19 protein-coding genes are annotated in these 18,625 nt (G+C 55.5%); 11 read left to right on the forward strand and 8 right to left on the reverse strand.

Features of this window, described 5'->3' with window-relative positions; all coding sequences use genetic code 11:
* Positions 1–77: 77 nt before the first annotated feature.
* The 4 genes from iolD to iolE all read left to right on the forward strand — a co-directional run bounded on the left by iolD (position 78) and on the right by iolE (position 5,015).
* Complete coding sequence (gene iolD, locus Q3V30_RS01425; protein WP_306209779.1) at positions 78–2,018, forward strand: 3D-(3,5/4)-trihydroxycyclohexane-1,2-dione acylhydrolase (decyclizing); 1,941 nt, start codon at positions 78–80, stop codon at positions 2,016–2,018.
* A 100-nt stretch (positions 2,019–2,118) separates the two neighbouring features.
* Entirely contained in the window at positions 2,119–3,132 is a 1,014-nt protein-coding gene (gene iolG / locus Q3V30_RS01430) for a bifunctional inositol 2-dehydrogenase/D-chiro-inositol 1-dehydrogenase (RefSeq protein WP_306209781.1), read from the forward strand.
* Positions 3,133–3,191: 59 nt separating this feature from the next.
* Positions 3,192–4,076: a sugar phosphate isomerase/epimerase family protein gene (locus Q3V30_RS01435; protein ID WP_306209783.1), complete on the forward strand. Its 885-nt coding sequence runs from the start codon at positions 3,192–3,194 to the stop codon at positions 4,074–4,076.
* 42 nt (positions 4,077–4,118) lie between these two features.
* Positions 4,119–5,015, forward strand: coding sequence for a myo-inosose-2 dehydratase (iolE, locus tag Q3V30_RS01440; protein ID WP_306209784.1), 897 nt, complete (start codon positions 4,119–4,121; stop codon positions 5,013–5,015).
* Positions 5,016–5,108: 93 nt separating this feature from the next.
* On the opposite strand, the gene Q3V30_RS01445 is transcribed toward iolE, so the two are convergent.
* Both Q3V30_RS01445 and Q3V30_RS01450 read right to left on the reverse strand, forming a co-directional pair.
* A complete protein-coding gene (locus Q3V30_RS01445; protein ID WP_306213286.1) occupies positions 5,109–5,666 on the reverse strand; it encodes a DcrB family lipoprotein in 558 nt (185 codons plus the stop codon).
* 97 nt (positions 5,667–5,763) lie between these two features.
* On the reverse strand, positions 5,764–6,429 hold the full coding sequence (locus tag Q3V30_RS01450; protein WP_306209786.1) for a 7-cyano-7-deazaguanine/7-aminomethyl-7-deazaguanine transporter: 666 nt from the start codon (positions 6,427–6,429) through the stop codon (positions 5,764–5,766).
* Between the two features lie 197 nt (positions 6,430–6,626).
* On the opposite strand from Q3V30_RS01450, the gene tusA reads away from it, so the two are divergent.
* Positions 6,627–6,872 (forward strand): sulfurtransferase TusA, encoded by a 246-nt coding sequence (gene tusA, locus Q3V30_RS01455; RefSeq protein WP_306209788.1) that lies wholly within the window; start codon positions 6,627–6,629, stop codon positions 6,870–6,872.
* A 249-nt stretch (positions 6,873–7,121) separates the two neighbouring features.
* Here tusA and Q3V30_RS01460 read toward each other — a convergent pair whose 3' ends face one another.
* From Q3V30_RS01460 to Q3V30_RS01470, 3 genes are all read right to left on the reverse strand, one after another.
* Positions 7,122–7,301: a hypothetical protein gene (locus Q3V30_RS01460; protein ID WP_306209790.1), complete on the reverse strand. Its 180-nt coding sequence runs from the start codon at positions 7,299–7,301 to the stop codon at positions 7,122–7,124.
* A gap of 226 nt (positions 7,302–7,527) precedes the next feature.
* Positions 7,528–9,789 carry a zinc/cadmium/mercury/lead-transporting ATPase gene (locus Q3V30_RS01465; protein ID WP_306209792.1) on the reverse strand — a complete coding sequence of 754 codons (2,262 nt, stop codon included), beginning with the start codon at positions 9,787–9,789 and terminating at the stop codon, positions 7,528–7,530.
* A 93-nt stretch (positions 9,790–9,882) separates the two neighbouring features.
* Positions 9,883–10,509: a lysoplasmalogenase gene (locus Q3V30_RS01470; RefSeq protein WP_306209794.1), complete on the reverse strand. Its 627-nt coding sequence runs from the start codon at positions 10,507–10,509 to the stop codon at positions 9,883–9,885.
* A 150-nt stretch (positions 10,510–10,659) separates the two neighbouring features.
* On the opposite strand from Q3V30_RS01470, the gene Q3V30_RS01475 reads away from it, so the two are divergent.
* Positions 10,660–11,004 carry a DUF2500 domain-containing protein gene (locus tag Q3V30_RS01475; RefSeq protein ID WP_306209796.1) on the forward strand — a complete coding sequence of 115 codons (345 nt, stop codon included), beginning with the start codon at positions 10,660–10,662 and terminating at the stop codon, positions 11,002–11,004.
* Between the two features lie 54 nt (positions 11,005–11,058).
* Here the strand turns inward: Q3V30_RS01475 and Q3V30_RS01480 are convergent, their stop codons facing one another.
* Together Q3V30_RS01480 and rsmD are read right to left on the reverse strand one after the other, a co-directional pair.
* On the reverse strand, positions 11,059–11,328 hold the full coding sequence (locus Q3V30_RS01480) for a DUF1145 family protein (RefSeq protein WP_306209798.1): 270 nt from the start codon (positions 11,326–11,328) through the stop codon (positions 11,059–11,061).
* Complete coding sequence (gene rsmD, locus Q3V30_RS01485; RefSeq protein ID WP_306209800.1) at positions 11,318–11,923, reverse strand: 16S rRNA (guanine(966)-N(2))-methyltransferase; 606 nt, start codon at positions 11,921–11,923, stop codon at positions 11,318–11,320. The genes Q3V30_RS01480 and rsmD overlap by 11 nt, the downstream gene beginning before the upstream one ends.
* A gap of 165 nt (positions 11,924–12,088) precedes the next feature.
* On the opposite strand from rsmD, the gene ftsY reads away from it, so the two are divergent.
* The 4 genes from ftsY to rpoH all read left to right on the forward strand — a co-directional run bounded on the left by ftsY (position 12,089) and on the right by rpoH (position 16,475).
* On the forward strand, positions 12,089–13,681 hold the full coding sequence (ftsY, locus tag Q3V30_RS01490) for a signal recognition particle-docking protein FtsY (RefSeq protein WP_306209802.1): 1,593 nt from the start codon (positions 12,089–12,091) through the stop codon (positions 13,679–13,681).
* A 5-nt stretch (positions 13,682–13,686) separates the two neighbouring features.
* Complete coding sequence (gene ftsE / locus Q3V30_RS01495; protein WP_306209804.1) at positions 13,687–14,355, forward strand: cell division ATP-binding protein FtsE; 669 nt, start codon at positions 13,687–13,689, stop codon at positions 14,353–14,355.
* Positions 14,345–15,337, forward strand: a complete 993-nt coding sequence (gene ftsX / locus Q3V30_RS01500; protein WP_306209806.1) for a permease-like cell division protein FtsX — start codon at positions 14,345–14,347, stop codon at positions 15,335–15,337. The genes ftsE and ftsX overlap by 11 nt, the downstream gene beginning before the upstream one ends.
* Before the next feature lie 283 nt (positions 15,338–15,620).
* Positions 15,621–16,475: an RNA polymerase sigma factor RpoH gene (rpoH, locus tag Q3V30_RS01505; protein ID WP_306209807.1), complete on the forward strand. Its 855-nt coding sequence runs from the start codon at positions 15,621–15,623 to the stop codon at positions 16,473–16,475.
* 158 nt (positions 16,476–16,633) lie between these two features.
* Here the strand turns inward: rpoH and panM are convergent, their stop codons facing one another.
* Positions 16,634–17,032 (reverse strand): aspartate 1-decarboxylase autocleavage activator PanM, encoded by a 399-nt coding sequence (gene panM, locus Q3V30_RS01510; protein WP_306209808.1) that lies wholly within the window; start codon positions 17,030–17,032, stop codon positions 16,634–16,636.
* Positions 17,033–17,418: 386 nt separating this feature from the next.
* Here panM and Q3V30_RS01515 point away from each other — a divergent pair, with 386 nt between their 5' ends.
* Positions 17,419–18,534: a branched-chain amino acid ABC transporter substrate-binding protein gene (locus Q3V30_RS01515; RefSeq protein ID WP_306209809.1), complete on the forward strand. Its 1,116-nt coding sequence runs from the start codon at positions 17,419–17,421 to the stop codon at positions 18,532–18,534.
* Positions 18,535–18,625 lie beyond the last annotated feature (91 nt).

Consider the following 18,625-nt stretch of genomic DNA (forward strand, 5'->3'; position numbering starts at 1 on the left):
TCTTTTCAACCCAGGCGGCCAGTATTGCGAATTTCGGAAGGTTGCTGACTTTCCGCCGAACCGTTAAGGAAGAGCACATGGGTAAGATCAGATTAACCACAGCACAGGCTCTGGTCAGATTTCTGGATAATCAGTATCTGTCGGTAGATGGCGTTGAAACCAAATTCATCAAAGGTATTTTCGCCATCTTTGGCCATGGCAATGTGCTGGGGTTAGGGCAGGCGCTGGAGCAGGATAGCGGCGATCTGGTGGTGCATCAGGGGCGTAACGAGCAGGGGATGGCCCATGCGGCCATCGGCTATGCGAAACAGAAACTGCGCCGTGAGATTATCGCCTGTAGCTCCTCGGTGGGGCCGGGTGCTGCCAATATGATCACCGCGGCGGGCACCGCCTCGGCTAACCGCATTCCTTTATTGCTGCTGCCGGGCGATGTGTTTGCTACCCGCCAGCCGGACCCGGTTTTGCAGCAGATTGAGCAGAGCCACGATCTCAGCATCAGCACCAATGATGCCTTCCGCGCGGTGAGCAAATACTGGGACCGGGTCAGCCGTCCGGAACAGCTGATGACCGCCTGTATCAACGCGATGCGTGTTCTGACCGATCCGGCCGAGACCGGCGCGGTAACGATCTCGCTGCCGCAGGATGTGCAGGGTGAGGCTTATGATTACCCGGACTACTTCTTCCAGAAACGCGTCCATCTCCTTGACCGTCGTCTGCCGACGGAAGCGCAGCTTGCCGCCGCTTTGAAGCTTATAGCGGGTAAACGTAAGCCGATGATCGTTTGCGGCGGCGGCGTGAAGTACTCCGAAGCGGGTGAAGCGCTGCGCCAGTTCGCGGAACGCCATCAGATCCCCTTTGCGGAAACTCAGGCAGGGAAAGGGACGATTGTCTCCGATCATCCGCTGAATGTGGGTGGCGTGGGCGAAACCGGCTGCCTGGCCGCCAATTTACTGGCAAAAGAGGCGGATTTGGTGATTGGCGTGGGGACTCGCTACACCGATTTCACCACCGCGTCGAAATGGATCTTCCAGAATCCTGACGTCAGCTACATCAATATCAACGTCAGCAACTTTGACGCGTACAAGCTGGATGCGGTGCAGGTTGTGGCGGATGCGCGCGAAGCCCTGACGGCGCTGGATGAACGTCTGGCTCAGCAGGGTTTCAGCAGCGGCTGGGGCGAGCAGATCCCGCAGGCGCAAAGCAAGTTGTTGAAAGAGACGCAGCGCGTTTATCAGGCGGTCTACAGCAACGAAGGCTTTATCCCGGAAATTGACGACAGCCTCGATCGTGAAGCTGTGTTTGCCGAATTCAACCGTCTTACCGACTCCTTCCTGACGCAGAGCAGCGTGCTGGGGACGCTGAATGAACTCCTCCCAAAGGATTCAGTGATCGTCGCCGCTGCGGGTAGCCTGCCTGGCGATCTGCAGCGCGTCTGGCGCAACAGAGATTACAACGGCTACCACGTGGAATATGGCTACTCCTGTATGGGCTACGAAGTTAGCGCCTCGCTGGGGGTGAAGCTGGCCGAACCGCACCGTGAGGTCTATACGCTGGTGGGCGACGGCTCATTTATGATGCTGCACTCCGAGCTGGTCACCTCCATTCAGGAGCGAGCCAAAATCAACGTGGTGCTGTTCGATAACATGACCAACGGCTGCATCAACAATCTTCAGATGGAACATGGAATGGAGAGCTTTACCACCGAGTTCCGCTTCCGTAATAGCGAAAGCGGCAGGCTGGACGGCGGCTTTGTGCCGGTGGACTTTGCCGCTATCGCAGCCGGTTACGGCTGTAAAACCTATCGCGTGACCACGCTGGAACAGCTGAAGGAGGCGCTGGAAGATGCCCGCAGGCAGAGCGTTTCCACGCTGATTGATATCAAGGTGCTGCCGAAAACCATGGTGCACAAATACTTCAGCTGGTGGCGCGTGGGCGGCGCACAGGTTTCTGAATCAGAACGTATTGATGCCGTCGCCCGCATGCTTAACGAGCATATCGACCAGGCACGCGAATACTGATCCCCTTTTTACTCTGAATAACAGCCCGGAACCGGGAACTGCCAGAAAATAGTGGCAGAGCCGGAGACCGCGCTGAACCCTACATTATGAAGGATATGCTATGACTCTCAGACTCGGTGTTATCGGTACAGGTGCAATTGGTCAGGAACACATTCGCCGCTGCAGCAAAGTGTTGCAGGGGGCAAAAGTGGTCGCCGTCTCCGACATCAATATTGATGGCGCGAAGGGCATCGTTAGCCGTTTAGGGCTGGAAGCGGAAGTTTATGCCAACGGCCATGATGTGATCGCCTCTTCCGATGTGGATGCGCTGATTGTGACCTCATGGGATCCCACCCACGAAGAGTTTACCCTTGCTGCCGTGGCTGCCGGTAAACCGGTATTTTGCGAAAAGCCGCTGGCGCTGAGCGCTGAAGGGTGCCGCCGTATTGTGGATGCAGAAATTGCGCACGGTAAGCGTCTGGTGCAGGTCGGTTTTATGCGCCCTTATGATGCGGGCTATCGTGCATTAAAGCAGGTGATTACCAATGGCGACATCGGTGAGCCTCTGATGCTGCACTGCGCGCACCGTAACCCCGCCGTTCCTGAAAGCTATACCACCGATATGGCTATCACCAGCACGCTGATCCATGAGCTGGACGTGCTGCGCTGGCTGACGGAAGACGACTATAAATCTGTGCAGGTGGTCTTCCCCCGCTCGACCAAAAACAGCCATGCAAAGCTGCGTGACCCGCAGATAGTGCTGTTTGAAACGCAGAAAGGCACCCGCATTGATGTCGAAATCTTTGTGAACTGCGCCTATGGCTACGACATCCAGTGTGAGGTAGTGGGTGAAACCGGTATTGCCAGACTGCCAGAGCCTGCTGCGGTGCAGATGCGCAAAGAGGCGAAACTTTCGACCACCATTCTCACCGACTGGAAAGATCGTTTTATTGACGCCTATGACATCGAGCTGCAGGCATTTATTAACGATGCCACGGCTGGCAAGCTGCAGGGCCCGTCTGCCTGGGATGGCTATGCGGCCTCCGTTGCGGCTGATGCCTGCCTGAGAGCGCAGGAGAGCGGCGTCATTGAGGCGGTTGAGCTGCCGCCTCGCCCGGCGTTCTATAACAAGTAATGCCATTTTTCCCCGCCGTGGGCGGGGAAAACGCTGAACCGATCCGCAGGGAGAAACAGATGAAAATCGCTTTTGACGTTGATGTCATCAAAGAGATGGGCATTACCAAAATGGTCCATCAGGTGGCGGACTGGGGCTACAAATATATTGAGCAGTCGCCGCATCCTCAGATTAACCCGTTTTACAAGCACCCCAAGGCCAGTCGGGAGATCATTACCGAATACAAAAATGCGCTGCGTGAAACCGGCGTGGAGATCTCCTCCTTTATCGTCGTCTACCGCTGGTCCGGCCCGGATGAGGCACGCCGTCAGGCTGCCGTACGTAACTGGAAGCGGATGATTGAAATTGCGGTTGAAACCGGCGTGCAGGTGATCAATACCGAGCTTTCCGGGACGCCAAACGAGCCGGAGATCTGCGAAGAGATGTTCTACCGCTCAATGGAAGAGCTGCTGCCGATCGTCGAGCGTGAGGGGATCCGTATCGAAATTCAGTCCCATCCGTGGGACTTCTGTGAAGAAAATAATGAAACGGCGGACCTGGTAAAATCGTTCCGCAGTGAGAACGTCAAATATCTCTATAGCGTGCCGCACACCTTCTTCTACGACAAAGGCAAGGGCGACGTTAAAAGCATGCTGGAGTACGCAGGCGACGATCTGTCGCACGTGCTGATTGCCGATACCATGAACCACACCAAGCATTGCCGCTACATCGTGAACCCGCCGGGCGTGGATGCCGTCGTCCATCAACATGTGGGCGTTGGCGAAGGGGAGGTCGATTTCGCCACCCTGTTCCAGACCCTGCGTGAAATGGACTTTGCTAACCGGAGTTACAAGGTAGGCGGAGAGTCGATTATCGCCTCTTCCCTGTTCGGTTACCCGGAAAAGATGCCGCGTCAGGCGGTGGAAACCCGCGAGCTGATCGAGCGTGAGCTGCTGAACCGTTAATCCGTGGCGGCAGCGCTGCCTTATCCCCGACGAGAAAAGACGATGAATAAAGAGAACGTGAAGCTGGCGATAGCACCGATTGGCTGGACCAACGACGATATGCCGGAACTGGGTGCGGAGAATACCTTTCAGCAAATCGTCAGCGAAATGGCGCTGGCAGGGTTCACCGGCAGCGAGGTGGGCAGTAAGTATCCGCGCGATCCCGCCATATTGAAACCGATGCTGGAGATACGTGGCCTGCAGATTTGCAACGCCTGGTTCAGCACCTTTTTTGGCAATGGAGACAAAGCGAGGACCATTGATGAATTTATCAACCATCGCGATTTCCTGCACGCCATGGGCGCCAAAGTGATTGGCTGTTCCGAGCAGAGCAAGAGCATTCAGGGGACCTCGCTGCCGGTGCTGGATGAGAAGCCCAACTTCAGCGATGAAGAGTGGCGCTTAACGGCGGAAGGCTACAACGAGCTGGCGAAGCTGGCGGCAGAAAAGGGCATGCAGGTCTGTCTGCATCATCATATGGGCACGGCCATTCAGACTACGGAAGAGATTGACCGTTTTATGGCGCTCACTAACGATGATGTCTACCTGCTGTTCGACACCGGCCACGCCTACTACTCTGAAGGCAGCCAGGCGAAGATGCTGGCGATCCTTGAAAAGTACCTGCCGCGTATCAATCACATCCATCTGAAAGATGTGCGTGATGAGGTAGTGGCGCAGGTTAAGAGCCAGAAAATGTCCTTCTTAGACGGCGTGAAAAAGGGCACTTTCACCGTGCCTGGCGACGGCGTTATCGACTTTATGCCGGTATTTTCCCTGCTGGATGAGGCGGGCTATAAGGGCTGGATGGTGGTGGAAGCGGAACAGGATCCGGCGTTAGCCAATCCGTTTGAATACGCGGTTAAAGCCAGAAAATACATTCGCGAGCATGCGGGCCTGTAGCTTTATCAGCAGTCTCTCTGAAAGCGCATAAAAAAGCCCCGGTCAGTTGACCGGGGCTTTTTGTTAATGCGTTCGCGCTTACTGCAACGTTGTTTATTTCAACGTAATAGTGTTGATGATGTTTTCTGCATCGGTCTGGGACTTCTGCTGATTATCGGCGGGCAGGGTGATCTGCAGCGTCAGCAGTTTGCCGTCAACCTTCGCCAGCACCACGGAGGACCAGGAAGACTGGTTCTTGGCAGAGATGACCGTATCCAACTGCTGGGCAGGCTGACCTTTCAGATCCACCGATTTGTTGGTCACCACCTGCAGCTGCGGATCGCGATTGCGCTGCTGCTGCTCAAGGCGCTTGGCCAGTACATCCAGACCATCGGTAGTGGCATCGCCTTCGATAACGATAATCGCTTTCTGTCCGGTCGCATCGGCATAGACGTGCATGTTATTCGCCTGAGTACCGAGCTTGCCGCTCTGATCGGACATGCCGGCAGGCAACGTGAAGCCTAATTTACCATCCATCAGGCTCACATTTTGCGAGCTCTGGCTGCTGCTGACGCCGTTGTCATCAGCGGAGGCTTTATCATCTTTGCCGTCGCAGGCGGTCAGTCCAACCACCAGTAAACCGATACCGGCATATTTCAGTAAGTTACGCATCATGATCCCTTTTACGTTAGTCGTGTGCTGCAATAGAGCCACTCATAAAATAGCAATCAGCTGGCAAAAGCAACCGCCGGCCTGTACAGCATTCAGCTTAACCGAAGTTGACCTGCGCGCGACTCGATTTTTCCGCCAGGCGCTTAAGCATCGCATTTAACAGCAAACCGTAAGCAGGCAGGAAGAAAATCATGCAGATGAGCACTTTAAAGCTGTAGTCCACCAGCGCAATTTCCACCCAGTTCTGCGCCATAAACGGATCCGGGCTTTTATAGAAGGCGATAAAGAAGAAGGCCAGCGTATCGCTGATGTTGCCCAGGAACATGGCCGACGCCGGAGCAATCCACCACTGAGGCAGCTGACGCAGACGGTTAAAAACGTGGACATCCAGGATCTGCCCCAGCGCATAAGCCATAAAGCTGGCGCAGGCGATACGGGCGACAAACAGGTTTACCTCTTTCAGCGCGGCAAATCCCTGCCACTCCCCCTGATAGTAGAGGGCGGAGATGCTGTAGGAGATAAACAGTGCCGGAACCATTACCGCAAGGATAATACGACGAGCCAGCGGTGCGCCAAAAATCCGCACGGTGAGATCGGTTGCCAGGAAGATAAACGGAAAGCTGAAGGCTCCCCACGTGGTATGGAAGCCAAACAGAGAGATCGGCAACTGCACCAGGTAATTACTGGAGGTGATCACCAGGACGTGAAATAACGACAGCCAGACCAGCGCATGCGTGCGCTGACTTTTCGAGAATGAAATCATCTTGTAGCCTTTTTGAAAGTTGGGGTGAGGGAACCCAATGAAAATGGTCTCGCGTAGCGAGTGCGCGGCATCTTACCGAAACAGAGTGCTAATGCAATGGTTAATTTTAGCGCAAACGTTATCGTTATATGTGAGCTTGCACCAGCGAAGTGTGTGGGTAAAAATAAATGCAGTTCCCGACTTTTAAAGAGAGTGTTATGAGCGATCTGTTCGCCAGTGCCGACCAAACCCTGGATGCCATGGGGCTGCGCTGCCCGGAGCCAGTGATGATGGTGCGTAAAGCCGTGCGCCATATGCAGGAGGGCGAAACCCTGCTGATTATTGCCGACGATCCCGCCACGACCCGCGATATCCCAGGCTTCTGCCGTTTTATGGAGCATACGCTGGTGGCCCAACTTACCGAGCAGGTGCCCTATAAATACCTGTTGAAGAAGGGGCTGTAGAGCTGTCAATGACAGTTGCTGAAGTCAGTGTTAAGGCAAGTTGTCTGAAGGAATAACGTCAGCAGTAAGGTGTGGAGAAAGGTCAGGTCGTCTGTAAATGCAGGCGATCTGGTCAGGGAGAACGGGCTGAACACAAAAACGCCGTGAACCCTTCCATGGGGGCTGCGAAGCGGCGTCCATGCCGCTTAGCTTTTGCTTATCAGCCCATTCTCCCTTCCCAATAGCTTTAGTGTTGCCTGTTGATACAATTTACCTGCCAAAGCCAAAGCCAAAGCCAAAGCCAAAGCCAAAGCCAAAGCCAAAGCCAAAGCCAAAGCCAAAGCCAAAGCCAAAGCCAAAGCCAAAGCCAAAGCCAAAGCCAAAGCCATGCTTTTGATCTGTTTGACCGCCGAACACACTGGCAAAACTGAATCTGATGGGTGGCACCATAAGGCACGTTAGCCGAGTGTATGCCGCAGGGATGCGGCATCCAAGCCTACAGGGAGGTATTTACGGCGTCTCGGATAACGTGCCTTATGGTGACGCCTTACCACCGCACCCGGTTTTGACCTGTGTAAGCCTGAAGCTTCCCAAAAACGTCGTACGCCTTACCACAACCAGTTTCGAAGTGAAGTGTACAGAAAGGTCAGGTCGTCTGTGAATTCAGGCGATCTGGTCAGCTTTTCCGAAGCAGACGTAATGCATTAGCGGTTACTAACGCTGTAGCGCCTGAATCGGCGAGAACTGCCAGCCACAATCCGGTAATGCCCATCAGCGTCGTGATCAGAAAGATCCCTTTCAACCCCAGCGCAATAGTCACGTTCTGGCGGATATTGGCATGCGTCGCTCTGGACAAGCGGATCATGGTTGCCAGCCCGCCCAGCCGATTATGCGTCAGCGCGGCGTCGGCGGTTTCCAGCGCCACATCGCTGCCGCTGCCCATGGCAATGCCGATAGTGGCGGCTTTCATCGCGGGAGCATCATTAATGCCGTCGCCGACCATGGCAACAGGCTGCTGCTGATTAAGCTCGCCGATGGCCGCCACTTTGTCTGCAGGCAGCAGGCCAGCACGATAATCAATGCCCAGCTCTCCGGCAATGGCGGCTGCGGCACGAGGGTTATCGCCAGTCAGCATCACCGCCTGAATGTTCATTGCCTTCAGCTCAGCCAGCGCAGCTAAAGCATCGGGCCGTAACGTATCACGCAGCACAATCAGCGCGGTTGGCCGGCTCTCTTCCAGCAGTACCACCACCGTGTTGCCCTCGGCTTCCAGCCGGATGACCTGCTCAGCCTGACGGGAAGTCAGCACGTTTGCTGCCAGTCGGCCCGGCGCGCTGATTAAAAGTTTGTGACCACCAACTACTGCCTCCACGCCGCTGCCTGCAAGCGCCCGCTGCTCGCTGGCCTGCGGTAGCGTCAGCTTTCTTTCCGCAGCCTGCGCCACCATCGCTTTCGCCAGCGGGTGTGAAGAACCGCTTTCCACCGCCGCCGCTTTGGCCAGCAGGGAAACTTCACTCTCCTCGGTTAGCGGCACAACGGCGACAACCTGCGGCTTACCTTGCGTTAGCGTGCCTGTTTTATCAAAAGCCAGGGTGCGAACGCCATTCAGGCTTTCCAGCGCCGCGCCACCTTTGATCAGCACCCCGCGGCGGGAAGCCGCAGCCAGACCAGAAGTAATGGCTGCCGGGGTGGATATCACCAGCGCGCAAGGGCAGCCAATCAGCAGCAGCGTCAGACCTTTATAGATCCACGGCTGCCACTCTGCCGCCATCAGCAGCGGCGGGATTATCGCTGTCAGCAGCGCTAATGCCATGATTATCGGCGTATAGATCCGGCTGAAACGGTCCAGAAAGCGCTCAATGGGCGCACGATTCGCTTCGGCCTCTTCAATCAGATGCAGGATGCGGTCAATCGCGCTCTCGCCCGGCTCAGAAACCACTTCCAGCTGAACCTGACGGTCAACGCTCAGGCAGCCTGCGGCAACGGTTTCACCCTGCTGGCGCTCAACCGGCACCGACTCGCCGGTCAGGGCACTTTCATCAAAGCTGGCGAAAGAAGAGAGCAGACGCGCATCCGCTGGTAACCGCGAACCCGCCGCAACCTCGATCCTGTCGCCTGGTCGCAGGGCGCTAAGTGGAACCGTTTCCCGCACGTTGCCGTTCAGCCGGACAGCCTCTTCAGGTTTCAGGGCCATTAAAGCCGTGACGCCGCGCCGAGCCCGACTGGCAGCAAAAGACTCAAGCCGCTCGCCGAGCAGGAACAGCAGAAGCACCATAGCCGCTTCCGCCGTGGCGCCAATAAACAGCGCGCCAATGGCCGCAACGCTCATCAGCGTTTCAATGGCAAACGGCGTTCCGCTACGGATCAGACGAAGGGCGCTGCGGGCGACAGGCCAGACGCCGACCAGCGTGGTCAGCGTAAAGGCAATCTCGCCTGCCTGCGGGTGGACAATGTGGATCAGCCAGCTGACGAGCATTAAGCCGCACAGCAAAATCAGGGCGCGGTTTTCCTGCCAGAAACCGGGAGAAGGGTCGGCCGTATGAGAGGCATTGCTGAGTCTCAGCTTAAAACCCGCTCTGGCAACGGCAGCTTCCACCTGCTGACGAACATCTTTATCTGCATTGACCACCAGCTTCTCGGTGGCAAACAGCACACGCGCTTGTGCAACATCCGGCAAATTGCTGACGGCCGTTTCAATTTTACGGGCGCAGGCCGGGCAGTCCATTCCTTCGATCAGCCAGCTAAAGCGTGCTCTGTCGCTCTCCTCTTCACACTCGCTGCCCGAACTACAGCCCGACTCACTGCAACAGCTGGATTCAGGAGCGGCAGGGGTTATAGCCGCAATTTTCCTGATGACGGGGCGAGGTTTAGCGCTGCAATCAGGCTGACCGGGGGCGTGGCGATGACCACAAGAGCAAGGGGATGAGTGTGAGTGCATAACGCCTCCTGATGAGTAACGGCGGGAAACGTTCCCGCCGATACGCCATCATACACTCTGGAGTGGACTCCAGAGTCAAGGCCTTTGCGCTGCTTACAGGTAGAGCGAGCGTACGATCATAAAGTGGCCGGCAAAATAGCAGGCGGCAACAATCGCGCTGTCCGAGGTAAAACGACGACGATAGTGGGTAATAAACCAGACGATATTCGCCAGCAGCAGCAGTGAAGTACCCACCATCAGCGTGAAGCTGTAATCCGTTGGGCGGAAGAAATACTGCTCTGTGGTCAGCCAGACCATCAGCAACGTCATGCCGATAAAGGTACAGATTGGCCAGCGCAGATCCTCAAGGCGTGACCAGATGGTGGCGATCAGCGCTGCGCCAATAATCACCAGCGCCAGCGGTATTGGCCAGAAAAAGGTCAGCGTCATGTGGCTGGCGAAGCAGATAGTGTAAAGCAGGTGAGAGAGGAAGAAAGCGCCCATCGCGTAGAGCATACGCCGGTTCGGCAGCAGGGTCAGCGCATCGCCAATAAGCGTGGCAAGCAGACCAAACAGGATGAGGTAATCTGTCGTGTTGAGAACCGGAGCCTGCCAGGCCAGCGCTAAAAGCAGCAGCAGCGTAACGGGCTTAAATACCCAGCGTTGCCACTGAGGGCCACGATAGGAGGCGTCAACATATAACCAACCGGAAAAAAACACTGCCAAAAACGACCAAATCATAATGTGTCCCTTTGTTTTCAGATGCCAGACTCCACAAATCTGAATTCAGTTTAGGCCACGCCATCACGATGTGACAATGGGAGGGCTCTGGTTGTATCCTTTCAGGCCAGCAAACCATCCGCATCGCCTGACAGGGAGAAAAAGGAAAATATGAAGCTTCTGTTTTTCGTCGTACTGGCTGTGATTGCCGTGCTGGCTACGCGTCAGTTCATAAAGCAGCGCAGAGAAGTTGCAGTGAATGACGCCTCTCCGGTTCGTTCTATGCCGGCTGAAGTGAAAGCCAAGCGCGAGTTCCCGCTGCCAAACCGTCGGTCACGCCAGCGTGAAGTCATTCCGGTTGAGGAGATGCGCTTTGAGGCGTGGTTCCATCCGCTGAATGGCGCAGGGGATTTTAAGCTGGTGCTTAAAGAAAAAGATTATAATCAGATAGATAAAGGTGACAGGGGACAATTGAAAGTGCAGGGAACGCGTTTTATCTCCTTTAACGCTAACTGAGAGCCTGCCGAAAGAGCCTGGCCTGTTCCGTGCTCTTTCGGCTGGTTTCTGCTTTTACTTTTTCGGCAGAAACTTCTTTTGCCACGCCAGCAGTTCAAATACGCCAAAAAAGAAGATTTTGATCTGCATCAGGGCGCTCAGCTTGGGCGCATCCCTGGGCTGCGTGGCACGCATCAGCACCAGCTGCAGACTATGCATCACCACCATGAAAAACAGGGCAACATCAATAAAATATTTCAGCGGCTTGGGAAACGGATGCACCAGGTTGAGCAGTAAAAACGCCCAGACACAGATCATCAGTAACCGGCCGATATTAATCAGCATTTTTCTCTTCCTTTTCAGCAATCTGACGGTGGTAAAGGCGATAAGCTACCTGACCCGCTATCTTCTCCCGATAGAGTTGCCAGCTTACCGGCACCGGCGGCAGGCCATGCTCCACTTCGCTCTCCACATAAATCAGCGCGCTTTCCGCCAGCCAGCCCTGGGTTTCCAGCTGGTCGATGGTCTGTTCCAGCAGTCCCTTACGGAACGGCGGATCGATAAAGATCAGGTCGTACGGTTCGCCGCCCTGCGCCAGAAACTGCAGGGTGTTTACGTTTATCACCCGGCCCGTTTTTGCCCCCAGCGTGGCAAGATTTTTCTCCAGCTGTTGGGCTACCGGACGCTCCAGCTCCAGCAGCGTTGCCGAGGCCGCATGACGGGAGAGTGCCTCCAGCCCCAGCGCCCCACTTCCGGCAAAACAATCCAGACAGCGGGCGCCCTGAATATCGGGCGCCAGCCAGTTAAATAACGTTTCACGAACGCGATCGGTCGTTGGGCGCAGTCCGGCGCTGTCCGGCACCGGAAGTTTTCTGCCACGCCACAGACCGCCAATAATGCGGATTTGTCCGGCGCCACCGCCACGGGGTTTTTTATTCATGCTGCTGAACTCTACATAATTTGTTGCACAGTTTAACGCGCGATCGGGGCGGAGGAAACGTAAAAAGGGTGCTGTGTTGCGTTAGCAGGAAAGTGTTAGACTAGGGGATTAAGATGATTTTCAGAGACCTGACAGTTTTTTCCCCGCGAGGAGTGTGGTTGCACCATGGCAAAAAATAAAAAACGTGGCTTTTTTTCCTGGCTGGGATTGGGGCGTGAAGAGCAGGCGCCTCAGGAAGAGACAAAAGAGACGTTAGCGGAACAGCAGCCCGCGGCTGAGACATCATCAGATGGCGCCACGCCAGCGGCTGAACAACGCGCGGAAGCGATAGTTGAAGTAACCGAAACCGTTGCTCAGCAGCAGGCCGCCCACGCTGAAGAAGCGATAAAGGCGCCTCCGGCAGCAGAGACTCTGGCTGAAGAGGTTGCTGAAGTTAAGCCAGCGCCTGCGGAAGAGTATCTGCCGGAAGAGGTTGCTGAAGTTAAGCCAGCGCCTGAAGAAGAGTACCTGCCGGAAGAGGTTGCTGAAGTTAAACCAGCGCCTGAAGAGGAGTACCTGCCGGAAGAGGTTGCTGAAGTTAAGCCAGCGCCTGAGGAAGAGTACCTGCCGGAAGAAGTTGCTGAAGTTAAACCAGCGCCTGAAGAAGAGTACCTGCCGGAAGAAGTGGCTGAAGCTGAGTCGGAAGAGGAGATCTCCCCGGAAGAGCTGGAAGCCATAGCGCTGGCGGCGGGTGAGGCAGAATCGGGACAAATTGCTAAAGAAGAGTCCGTAGCCGCGGCGTTAGCCAAAGTGGAACAGGCCGACAGCGCAGAGCAGGCGGAACAACAGCGGCCAACTAAAGAGGGCTTTTTTGCCCGCCTGAAACGCAGCCTGGTGAAAACGCGCCAGAATCTGGGTTCCGGGTTTATTGGCCTGTTCCGCGGCAAAAAGATTGATGACGATCTGTTTGAGGAGCTGGAAGAGCAGCTGCTGATCGCTGACGTTGGGGTGGAAACCACGCGCCGCATCATCAGCAACCTTACCCAGCAGGCAAACCGCAAGCAGCTGCGCGACGCAGAAGCGCTTTACGGTCTGCTTAAGCAGGAGATGTCAGAGATTCTGGCTAAAGTGGAAGCGCCGCTGGATGTCAGCCGCAAAACGCCTTTCGTTATTCTGATGGTTGGCGTCAACGGCGTGGGTAAAACCACCACCATCGGCAAACTGGCGCGCCAGTATCAGGCGGAAGGTAAATCCGTGATGCTGGCCGCAGGGGATACCTTCCGTGCTGCAGCGGTCGAACAGCTTCAGGTCTGGGGGCAGCGCAATAATATTCCGGTGATTGCCCAGCAAACCGGTGCGGACTCTGCTTCGGTGATTTTTGATGCCATTCAGGCCGCCAAAGCGCGCCACGTTGACGTATTGATTGCCGATACCGCAGGACGCCTGCAGAACAAAGCGCACCTGATGGAAGAGTTGAAGAAAATTACCCGCGTGATGAAAAAGCTGGATGAACAGGCGCCGCATGAAGTGATGCTGACCATTGACGCCAGTACCGGCCAGAACGCCATCAGCCAGACTAAGCTGTTCCATGAGGCGGTGGGCCTGACGGGGATTACCCTGACCAAGCTGGACGGCACGGCAAAAGGGGGCGTGATCTTCTCCGTGGCCGATCAGTTTGCCATTCCTATCCGCTATATCGGTGTGGGTGAGGGCATTGAAGATTTACGCTCGTTTAAGGCTGACGATTTTATAGAGGCACTTTTTGCCCGAGAGGACTAATTAGGATGATTCGCTTTGAAGAAGTCAGTAAGGCTTATCTCGGCGGTCGGCAAGCGCTTCAGGGGGTGGATTTTCATCTGCGCCCGGGAGAGATGGCGTTTCTGACCGGACATTCTGGCGCAGGGAAAAGTACATTGCTGAAGCTGATATGCGGCATTGAGCGCCCAAGCGCTGGCCATATCTGGTTCAGCGGGCATGACATCAGCCGTCTGAAAAGCAGTGAAGTGCCGTTTTTACGCCGTCAGATCGGCATGATTTTCCAGGATCACCACCTGCTGATGGACCGCTCCGTTTACGACAACGTGGCGATCCCGCTGATTATTGCCGGTGCCAGCGGAGAAGATATCCGCCGCCGCGTTTCTGCGGCGCTGGATAAGGTGGGTCTGCTGGATAAAGCTAAAAGTTATCCGATTCAGCTTTCCGGCGGTGAACAGCAGCGGGTGGGCATCGCCCGCGCGGTGGTGAACAAACCCGTTGTGCTGCTGGCAGATGAGCCTACCGGTAACCTGGATGACGCGCTGTCGGAAGATATTCTGCGCCTGTTTGAAGAGTTTAACCGGGTTGGCGTCACCGTTTTGATGGCAACCCACGACCGGGCGCTGATTGCCCGGCGTAACTACCGCCTGATGACGCTGAATCAGGGACGTTTGCACGGAGGTCAGGGTGGCGAATAAACGCAATTCCCGGGCGCCCGCTCCAAAAGCGGCAAGGCAGAAGCAGCCCTCAAAAAGCAAGGCGCTGAAAGGCGGCTGGCAGGAGCAGTGGCGCTATGCGCTGCGCGGCACGCTCTCTGATATGTGGCGTCAGCCGCTGGCCACGCTGCTGACGGTGATGGTGATTGCCATCTCACTGACGCTGCCCAGCGTCTGCTATATGGTGTGGAAAAACGTCAACCAGGCGGCGGAGCAGTGGTATCCCGCCCCGCAGCTGACGGTCTACCTGAGCAAAACGCTGGATGATGATGCCGCCGAAAACGTGGTAGCGCAGCTGAAGAAAGAGGAGGGGGTCGACAAGGTTAACTACCTGTCGCGCGAAGAGGCGATGGGCGAGTTCCGCAACTGGTCCGGCTTTGGCGGAGCGATGGATATGCTGGAGCAGAATCCGTTGCCTGCGGTAGCGATCATCACGCCAAAACTGACCTTCCAGAATTCCGACACCATGAGTAACCTCAGCGCCCGCGTGGCGAAAGTGCAGGGCGTGGATGAGGTGAAAATGGATGACAGCTGGTTTGCCCGCCTGGCGGCGCTGACCGGCCTGGTCGGTCAGGTGGCCGCGATGATCGGCGTACTGATGATAGTGGCGGTGTTCCTGGTGATAGGGAACAGCGTACGGCTGAGCATCTTTGCCCGCCGTGACACCATTAACGTGCAGAAGCTGATTGGCGCAACTGACGGCTTTATCCTGCGCCCGTTCCTTTATGGCGGTGCGCTGCTGGGCTTTGCCGGGGCGCTGCTTTCGCTGATCCTCTCCGAGGTGCTGGTGTTCCGTCTGGAGACGGTAGTGACACAGGTGGCCGCTGTATTTGGCACCACCTTTAACCTGACCGGACTGGCGTGGGATGAGAGCCTGCTGCTGCTGCTCATCTCAGCGATGATTGGCTGGATAGCCGCCTGGCTGGCGACGGTACAACATTTACGTCGATTTACGCCTCAGTAACCCCTCTACACGTTTTTTTGCTATAATCTTCCTCTGTTGCATGGCTACTGTGCCGCAGAGGAAGTCATCATTTTGTCACTTCCTCCAGCAATCCTCCCCTGCCAGATGGTGTGTAGTTTATTCACCGTGAATAGTGAACTTGTGGATAACTTTGACGTCGAAGTAGCACAGATTGCGTTTAATTCTGGCTGCCGTTCACGTAATCTTGTGGATTGAGCAGGGAAACCGGCGCCGCTTTTAGGTTGAGGGCGCAGCATCATTGTTAAATTGAGAGAGGGTTTGAATGACCAAAGAAATGCAAACTTTAGCTATTGCTCCCTTAGGCAACCTGGATTCCTATATCCGGGCGGCCAATGCCTGGCCTATGCTGACGGCAGAAGAGGAAAAAGCGCTGGCTGAACGGCTGCATTACCAGGGCGATCTGGAAGCAGCTAAGACGCTGATCCTGTCTCACCTGCGCTTTGTTGTTCATGTCGCTCGTAACTACTCAGGCTATGGCCTGCCGCAGGCTGACCTGATTCAGGAAGGGAACATCGGCCTGATGAAGGCGGTTCGCCGTTTTAATCCGGAAGTGGGCGTGCGTCTGGTGTCGTTCGCGGTGCACTGGATCAAAGCTGAAATTCACGAATATGTGCTGCGTAACTGGCGTATTGTGAAAGTGGCTACCACCAAAGCTCAGCGCAAACTCTTCTTTAACCTGCGTAAAGCCAAGCAGCGTCTGGGCTGGTTTAATCAGGATGAGGTGGAGATGGTGGCGCGTGAGCTGGGCGTTTCCAGTAAAGATGTGCTGGAGATGGAGTCGCGTATGGCGGCCCAGGACATGACGTTCGATCCGACGCCGGATGATGAAGGCGAAGGGCGCTCCATGGCCCCTATGCTCTACCTGCAGGATAAGTCATCTGACTTTGCCAACGGCATTGAGGAAGATAACTGGGATTCTCACGCGGCTGATAAACTCAGCGACGCGATGCAGGGCCTGGATGAGCGTAGCCAGGATATCATCCGTGCCCGCTGGCTGGACGATGACAACAAAACCACGCTGCAGGAGCTGGCCGATAAATATGGCGTCTCCGCAGAGCGTGTACGTCAGCTTGAAAAGAACGCGATGAAAAAACTGCGTGTTGCGATTGAAGCGTAAGGCATGCTGTTAACGAGAAAAGGGCGACTCTGGTCGCCCTTTTCTGTCTCTGTCTCACAATAACTTATTCTCTGCTGCCTGACTGCCTGACTGCCTGACTGCCTGACTGCCTGACTGCCTGACTGCCTGACTGCCTGACTGCCTGCCTGCGAAAAGATTTATTCGCTGCGAGCCAGCCCCCAGCCGCCAACCTGTGCCATAAACCCGCCGTGCTGCATAAATGCGGCCATCGTTGCCCGATCTTCCACATTATCATCCGCCAGCCACCACTGGGTTATTGCAGAACTTTGCGCCAGCAGCTCTGCAAGCAGATAACTGCCCACTCCCCGACGACGCGTCACTTCCCGCACGATGAAATCCCTCAGCTCGCCCTGCGTTCCTTTTATCGTGACCTGCACCGCGGCCAGCAGGCGGTCGTTGAACTTTGCCGCCCAGATCTGCTGCTGTTCACCGAGCGCGTTTTCCAGCGCTTTGAGATCGGCAGCAGGCCAGATTTTCGCCAGATCGAGCCGATCCTGATCGGAGAAGTGTTGCAGCCTGATGATGGTGAGTTTCATTGTGATTACCGGACTAGTACGAAAGGCATATTGTAGCGAAATTACGCAAAGAGGGGCTCGTAACTTTTCCTGTACGAAAACAAAGCAATCTGTTTATTGCGCACCACCAGACCAGGGTAAATACTTAAGCTTGCTCTGAAAGGCAGCATAACCCGCTGTCCTGGTGCGCAAAATGCCACGGTTACTGCCAGCGTTTTCTCCTGTGCGACAGGGGGATTTCTGAATGTGTCAGTTGATTTACAGAAGAAAACTCCTGTTTAATAACCTGAAAATTAAAGTCTTATTACTAAAAATTGCCTTAAGTCGCGATAACTCCTTCTTTCTGCGAGGATTTATCTGCGGCTTAACGGGAATAAACAGCAATCACAACAGATGGGGTAGTTTGGATGAAAATCACGAAAGGTAGCGCGTTCCTGGCGGGTTGTGTGGCACTGGCGATGAGCCACGCGGCCGTGGCTAAAGAGATTAAAGTGGCCATTGTCGGTGCGATGTCCGGACCGGTAGCGCAGTATGGCGATATGGAGTTCACCGGCGCTAAACAGGCGATTGCCGATATCAATGCCAAAGGCGGCCTTAACGGCGACAAACTGGTTGGCGTGGAGTATGACGACGCCTGCGATCCAAAACAGGCCGTGGCCGTTGCCAACAAAGTGATTAACGATGGCATTCGCTACGTGATTGGTCACCTCTGCTCCTCTTCTACTCAGCCCGCTTCCGACATCTATGAAGATGAAGGCGTGCTGATGATCACCCCGGCGGCCACTAACGCCGATCTCACCACTCGTGGTTATAAAATGATCATGCGTACCACCGGGCTGGACTCCGATCAGGGCCCTACTGCGGCGAAATATATTCTGAGTGAAATTAAGCCGCAGCGCATTGCCGTGATCCACGACAAGCAGCAGTATGGTGAAGGCCTGGCGCGTTCCGTTCAGGAGAGCCTGAAAAAATCGGGCGGCAACGTGGTGATGTTTGAAGGGATCACCGCTGGCGACAAAGATTTCTCCACGCTGGTCGCGCGCCTGAAGAAAGAGAACGTCGATTTTGTCTACTTCGGCGGTTACTACCCGGAAATGGGCCAGATCCTGCGTCAGGCTCGCGCTGCCGGGATGAAAACCCAGTTTATGGGACCTGAAGGCGTGGGTAACTCCTCGCTCTCTAACATTGCCGGCGCAGCTTCTGAAGGCATGCTGGTGACGCTGCCGAAGCGTTACGATCAGGTTCCGGCGAACAAACCAATTGTTGATGCGTTGAAGGCGAAAAAACTGGACTCAACCGGGCCATTCGTCTGGACCACCTATGCTGCTCTGCAGGCGCTGACTACCGGCATGGAGCGCAGCAAAAGCGCAGAGCCGGAAGATATCGCCAAAAACCTGAAAGAGGGCGCACCAGTACCAACCGTAATGGGCGACCTGAGCTGGGACGCGAAAGGCGATCTGAAAGGCTTTGAGTTTGGCATCTTCAAATGGCACGCAGACGGCTCCTCCACTGCGGTGAAATAAGCCAGGCACAGACGGCGCTGTGCCGTCTCAAACAGCCTGTCAGCGGTGAAGACGGCGTAGTTAGTTGCCAGTAACAGCAAACGTCTGGTGG

The organism is Erwinia pyri, from assembly GCF_030758455.1.
In the GTDB taxonomy this organism is placed as follows: Bacteria; Pseudomonadota; Gammaproteobacteria; order Enterobacterales; family Enterobacteriaceae; genus Erwinia; species Erwinia pyri.

Excerpts from the sequence above, each read along its gene's own strand:
- ftsE (WP_306209804.1), top strand. The coding sequence starts at position 13,687 with ATGATTCGCTTTGAAGAAGTCAGTAAGGCTTATCTCGGCGGTCGGCAA.
- Q3V30_RS01445 (WP_306213286.1), bottom strand. The coding sequence starts at position 5,666 with ATGCGTAACTTACTGAAATATGCCGGTATCGGTTTACTGGTGGTTGGA.
- iolD (WP_306209779.1), top strand. The coding sequence starts at position 78 with ATGGGTAAGATCAGATTAACCACAGCACAGGCTCTGGTCAGATTTCTG.
- Q3V30_RS01465 (WP_306209792.1), bottom strand. The coding sequence starts at position 9,789 with ATGCACTCACACTCATCCCCTTGCTCTTGTGGTCATCGCCACGCCCCC.
- iolG (WP_306209781.1), top strand. The coding sequence starts at position 2,119 with ATGACTCTCAGACTCGGTGTTATCGGTACAGGTGCAATTGGTCAGGAA.
- iolE (WP_306209784.1), top strand. The coding sequence starts at position 4,119 with ATGAATAAAGAGAACGTGAAGCTGGCGATAGCACCGATTGGCTGGACC.
- tusA (WP_306209788.1), top strand. The coding sequence starts at position 6,627 with ATGAGCGATCTGTTCGCCAGTGCCGACCAAACCCTGGATGCCATGGGG.
- panM (WP_306209808.1), bottom strand. The coding sequence starts at position 17,032 with ATGAAACTCACCATCATCAGGCTGCAACACTTCTCCGATCAGGATCGG.
- ftsY (WP_306209802.1), top strand. The coding sequence starts at position 12,089 with ATGGCAAAAAATAAAAAACGTGGCTTTTTTTCCTGGCTGGGATTGGGG.
- rsmD (WP_306209800.1), bottom strand. The coding sequence starts at position 11,923 with ATGAATAAAAAACCCCGTGGCGGTGGCGCCGGACAAATCCGCATTATT.
- Q3V30_RS01470 (WP_306209794.1), bottom strand. The coding sequence starts at position 10,509 with ATGATTTGGTCGTTTTTGGCAGTGTTTTTTTCCGGTTGGTTATATGTT.
- Q3V30_RS01480 (WP_306209798.1), bottom strand. The coding sequence starts at position 11,328 with ATGCTGATTAATATCGGCCGGTTACTGATGATCTGTGTCTGGGCGTTT.
- Q3V30_RS01515 (WP_306209809.1), top strand. The coding sequence starts at position 17,419 with ATGAAAATCACGAAAGGTAGCGCGTTCCTGGCGGGTTGTGTGGCACTG.
- rpoH (WP_306209807.1), top strand. The coding sequence starts at position 15,621 with ATGACCAAAGAAATGCAAACTTTAGCTATTGCTCCCTTAGGCAACCTG.
- Q3V30_RS01460 (WP_306209790.1), bottom strand. The coding sequence starts at position 7,301 with ATGGTGCCACCCATCAGATTCAGTTTTGCCAGTGTGTTCGGCGGTCAA.
- Q3V30_RS01450 (WP_306209786.1), bottom strand. The coding sequence starts at position 6,429 with ATGATTTCATTCTCGAAAAGTCAGCGCACGCATGCGCTGGTCTGGCTG.
- Q3V30_RS01435 (WP_306209783.1), top strand. The coding sequence starts at position 3,192 with ATGAAAATCGCTTTTGACGTTGATGTCATCAAAGAGATGGGCATTACC.
- Q3V30_RS01475 (WP_306209796.1), top strand. The coding sequence starts at position 10,660 with ATGAAGCTTCTGTTTTTCGTCGTACTGGCTGTGATTGCCGTGCTGGCT.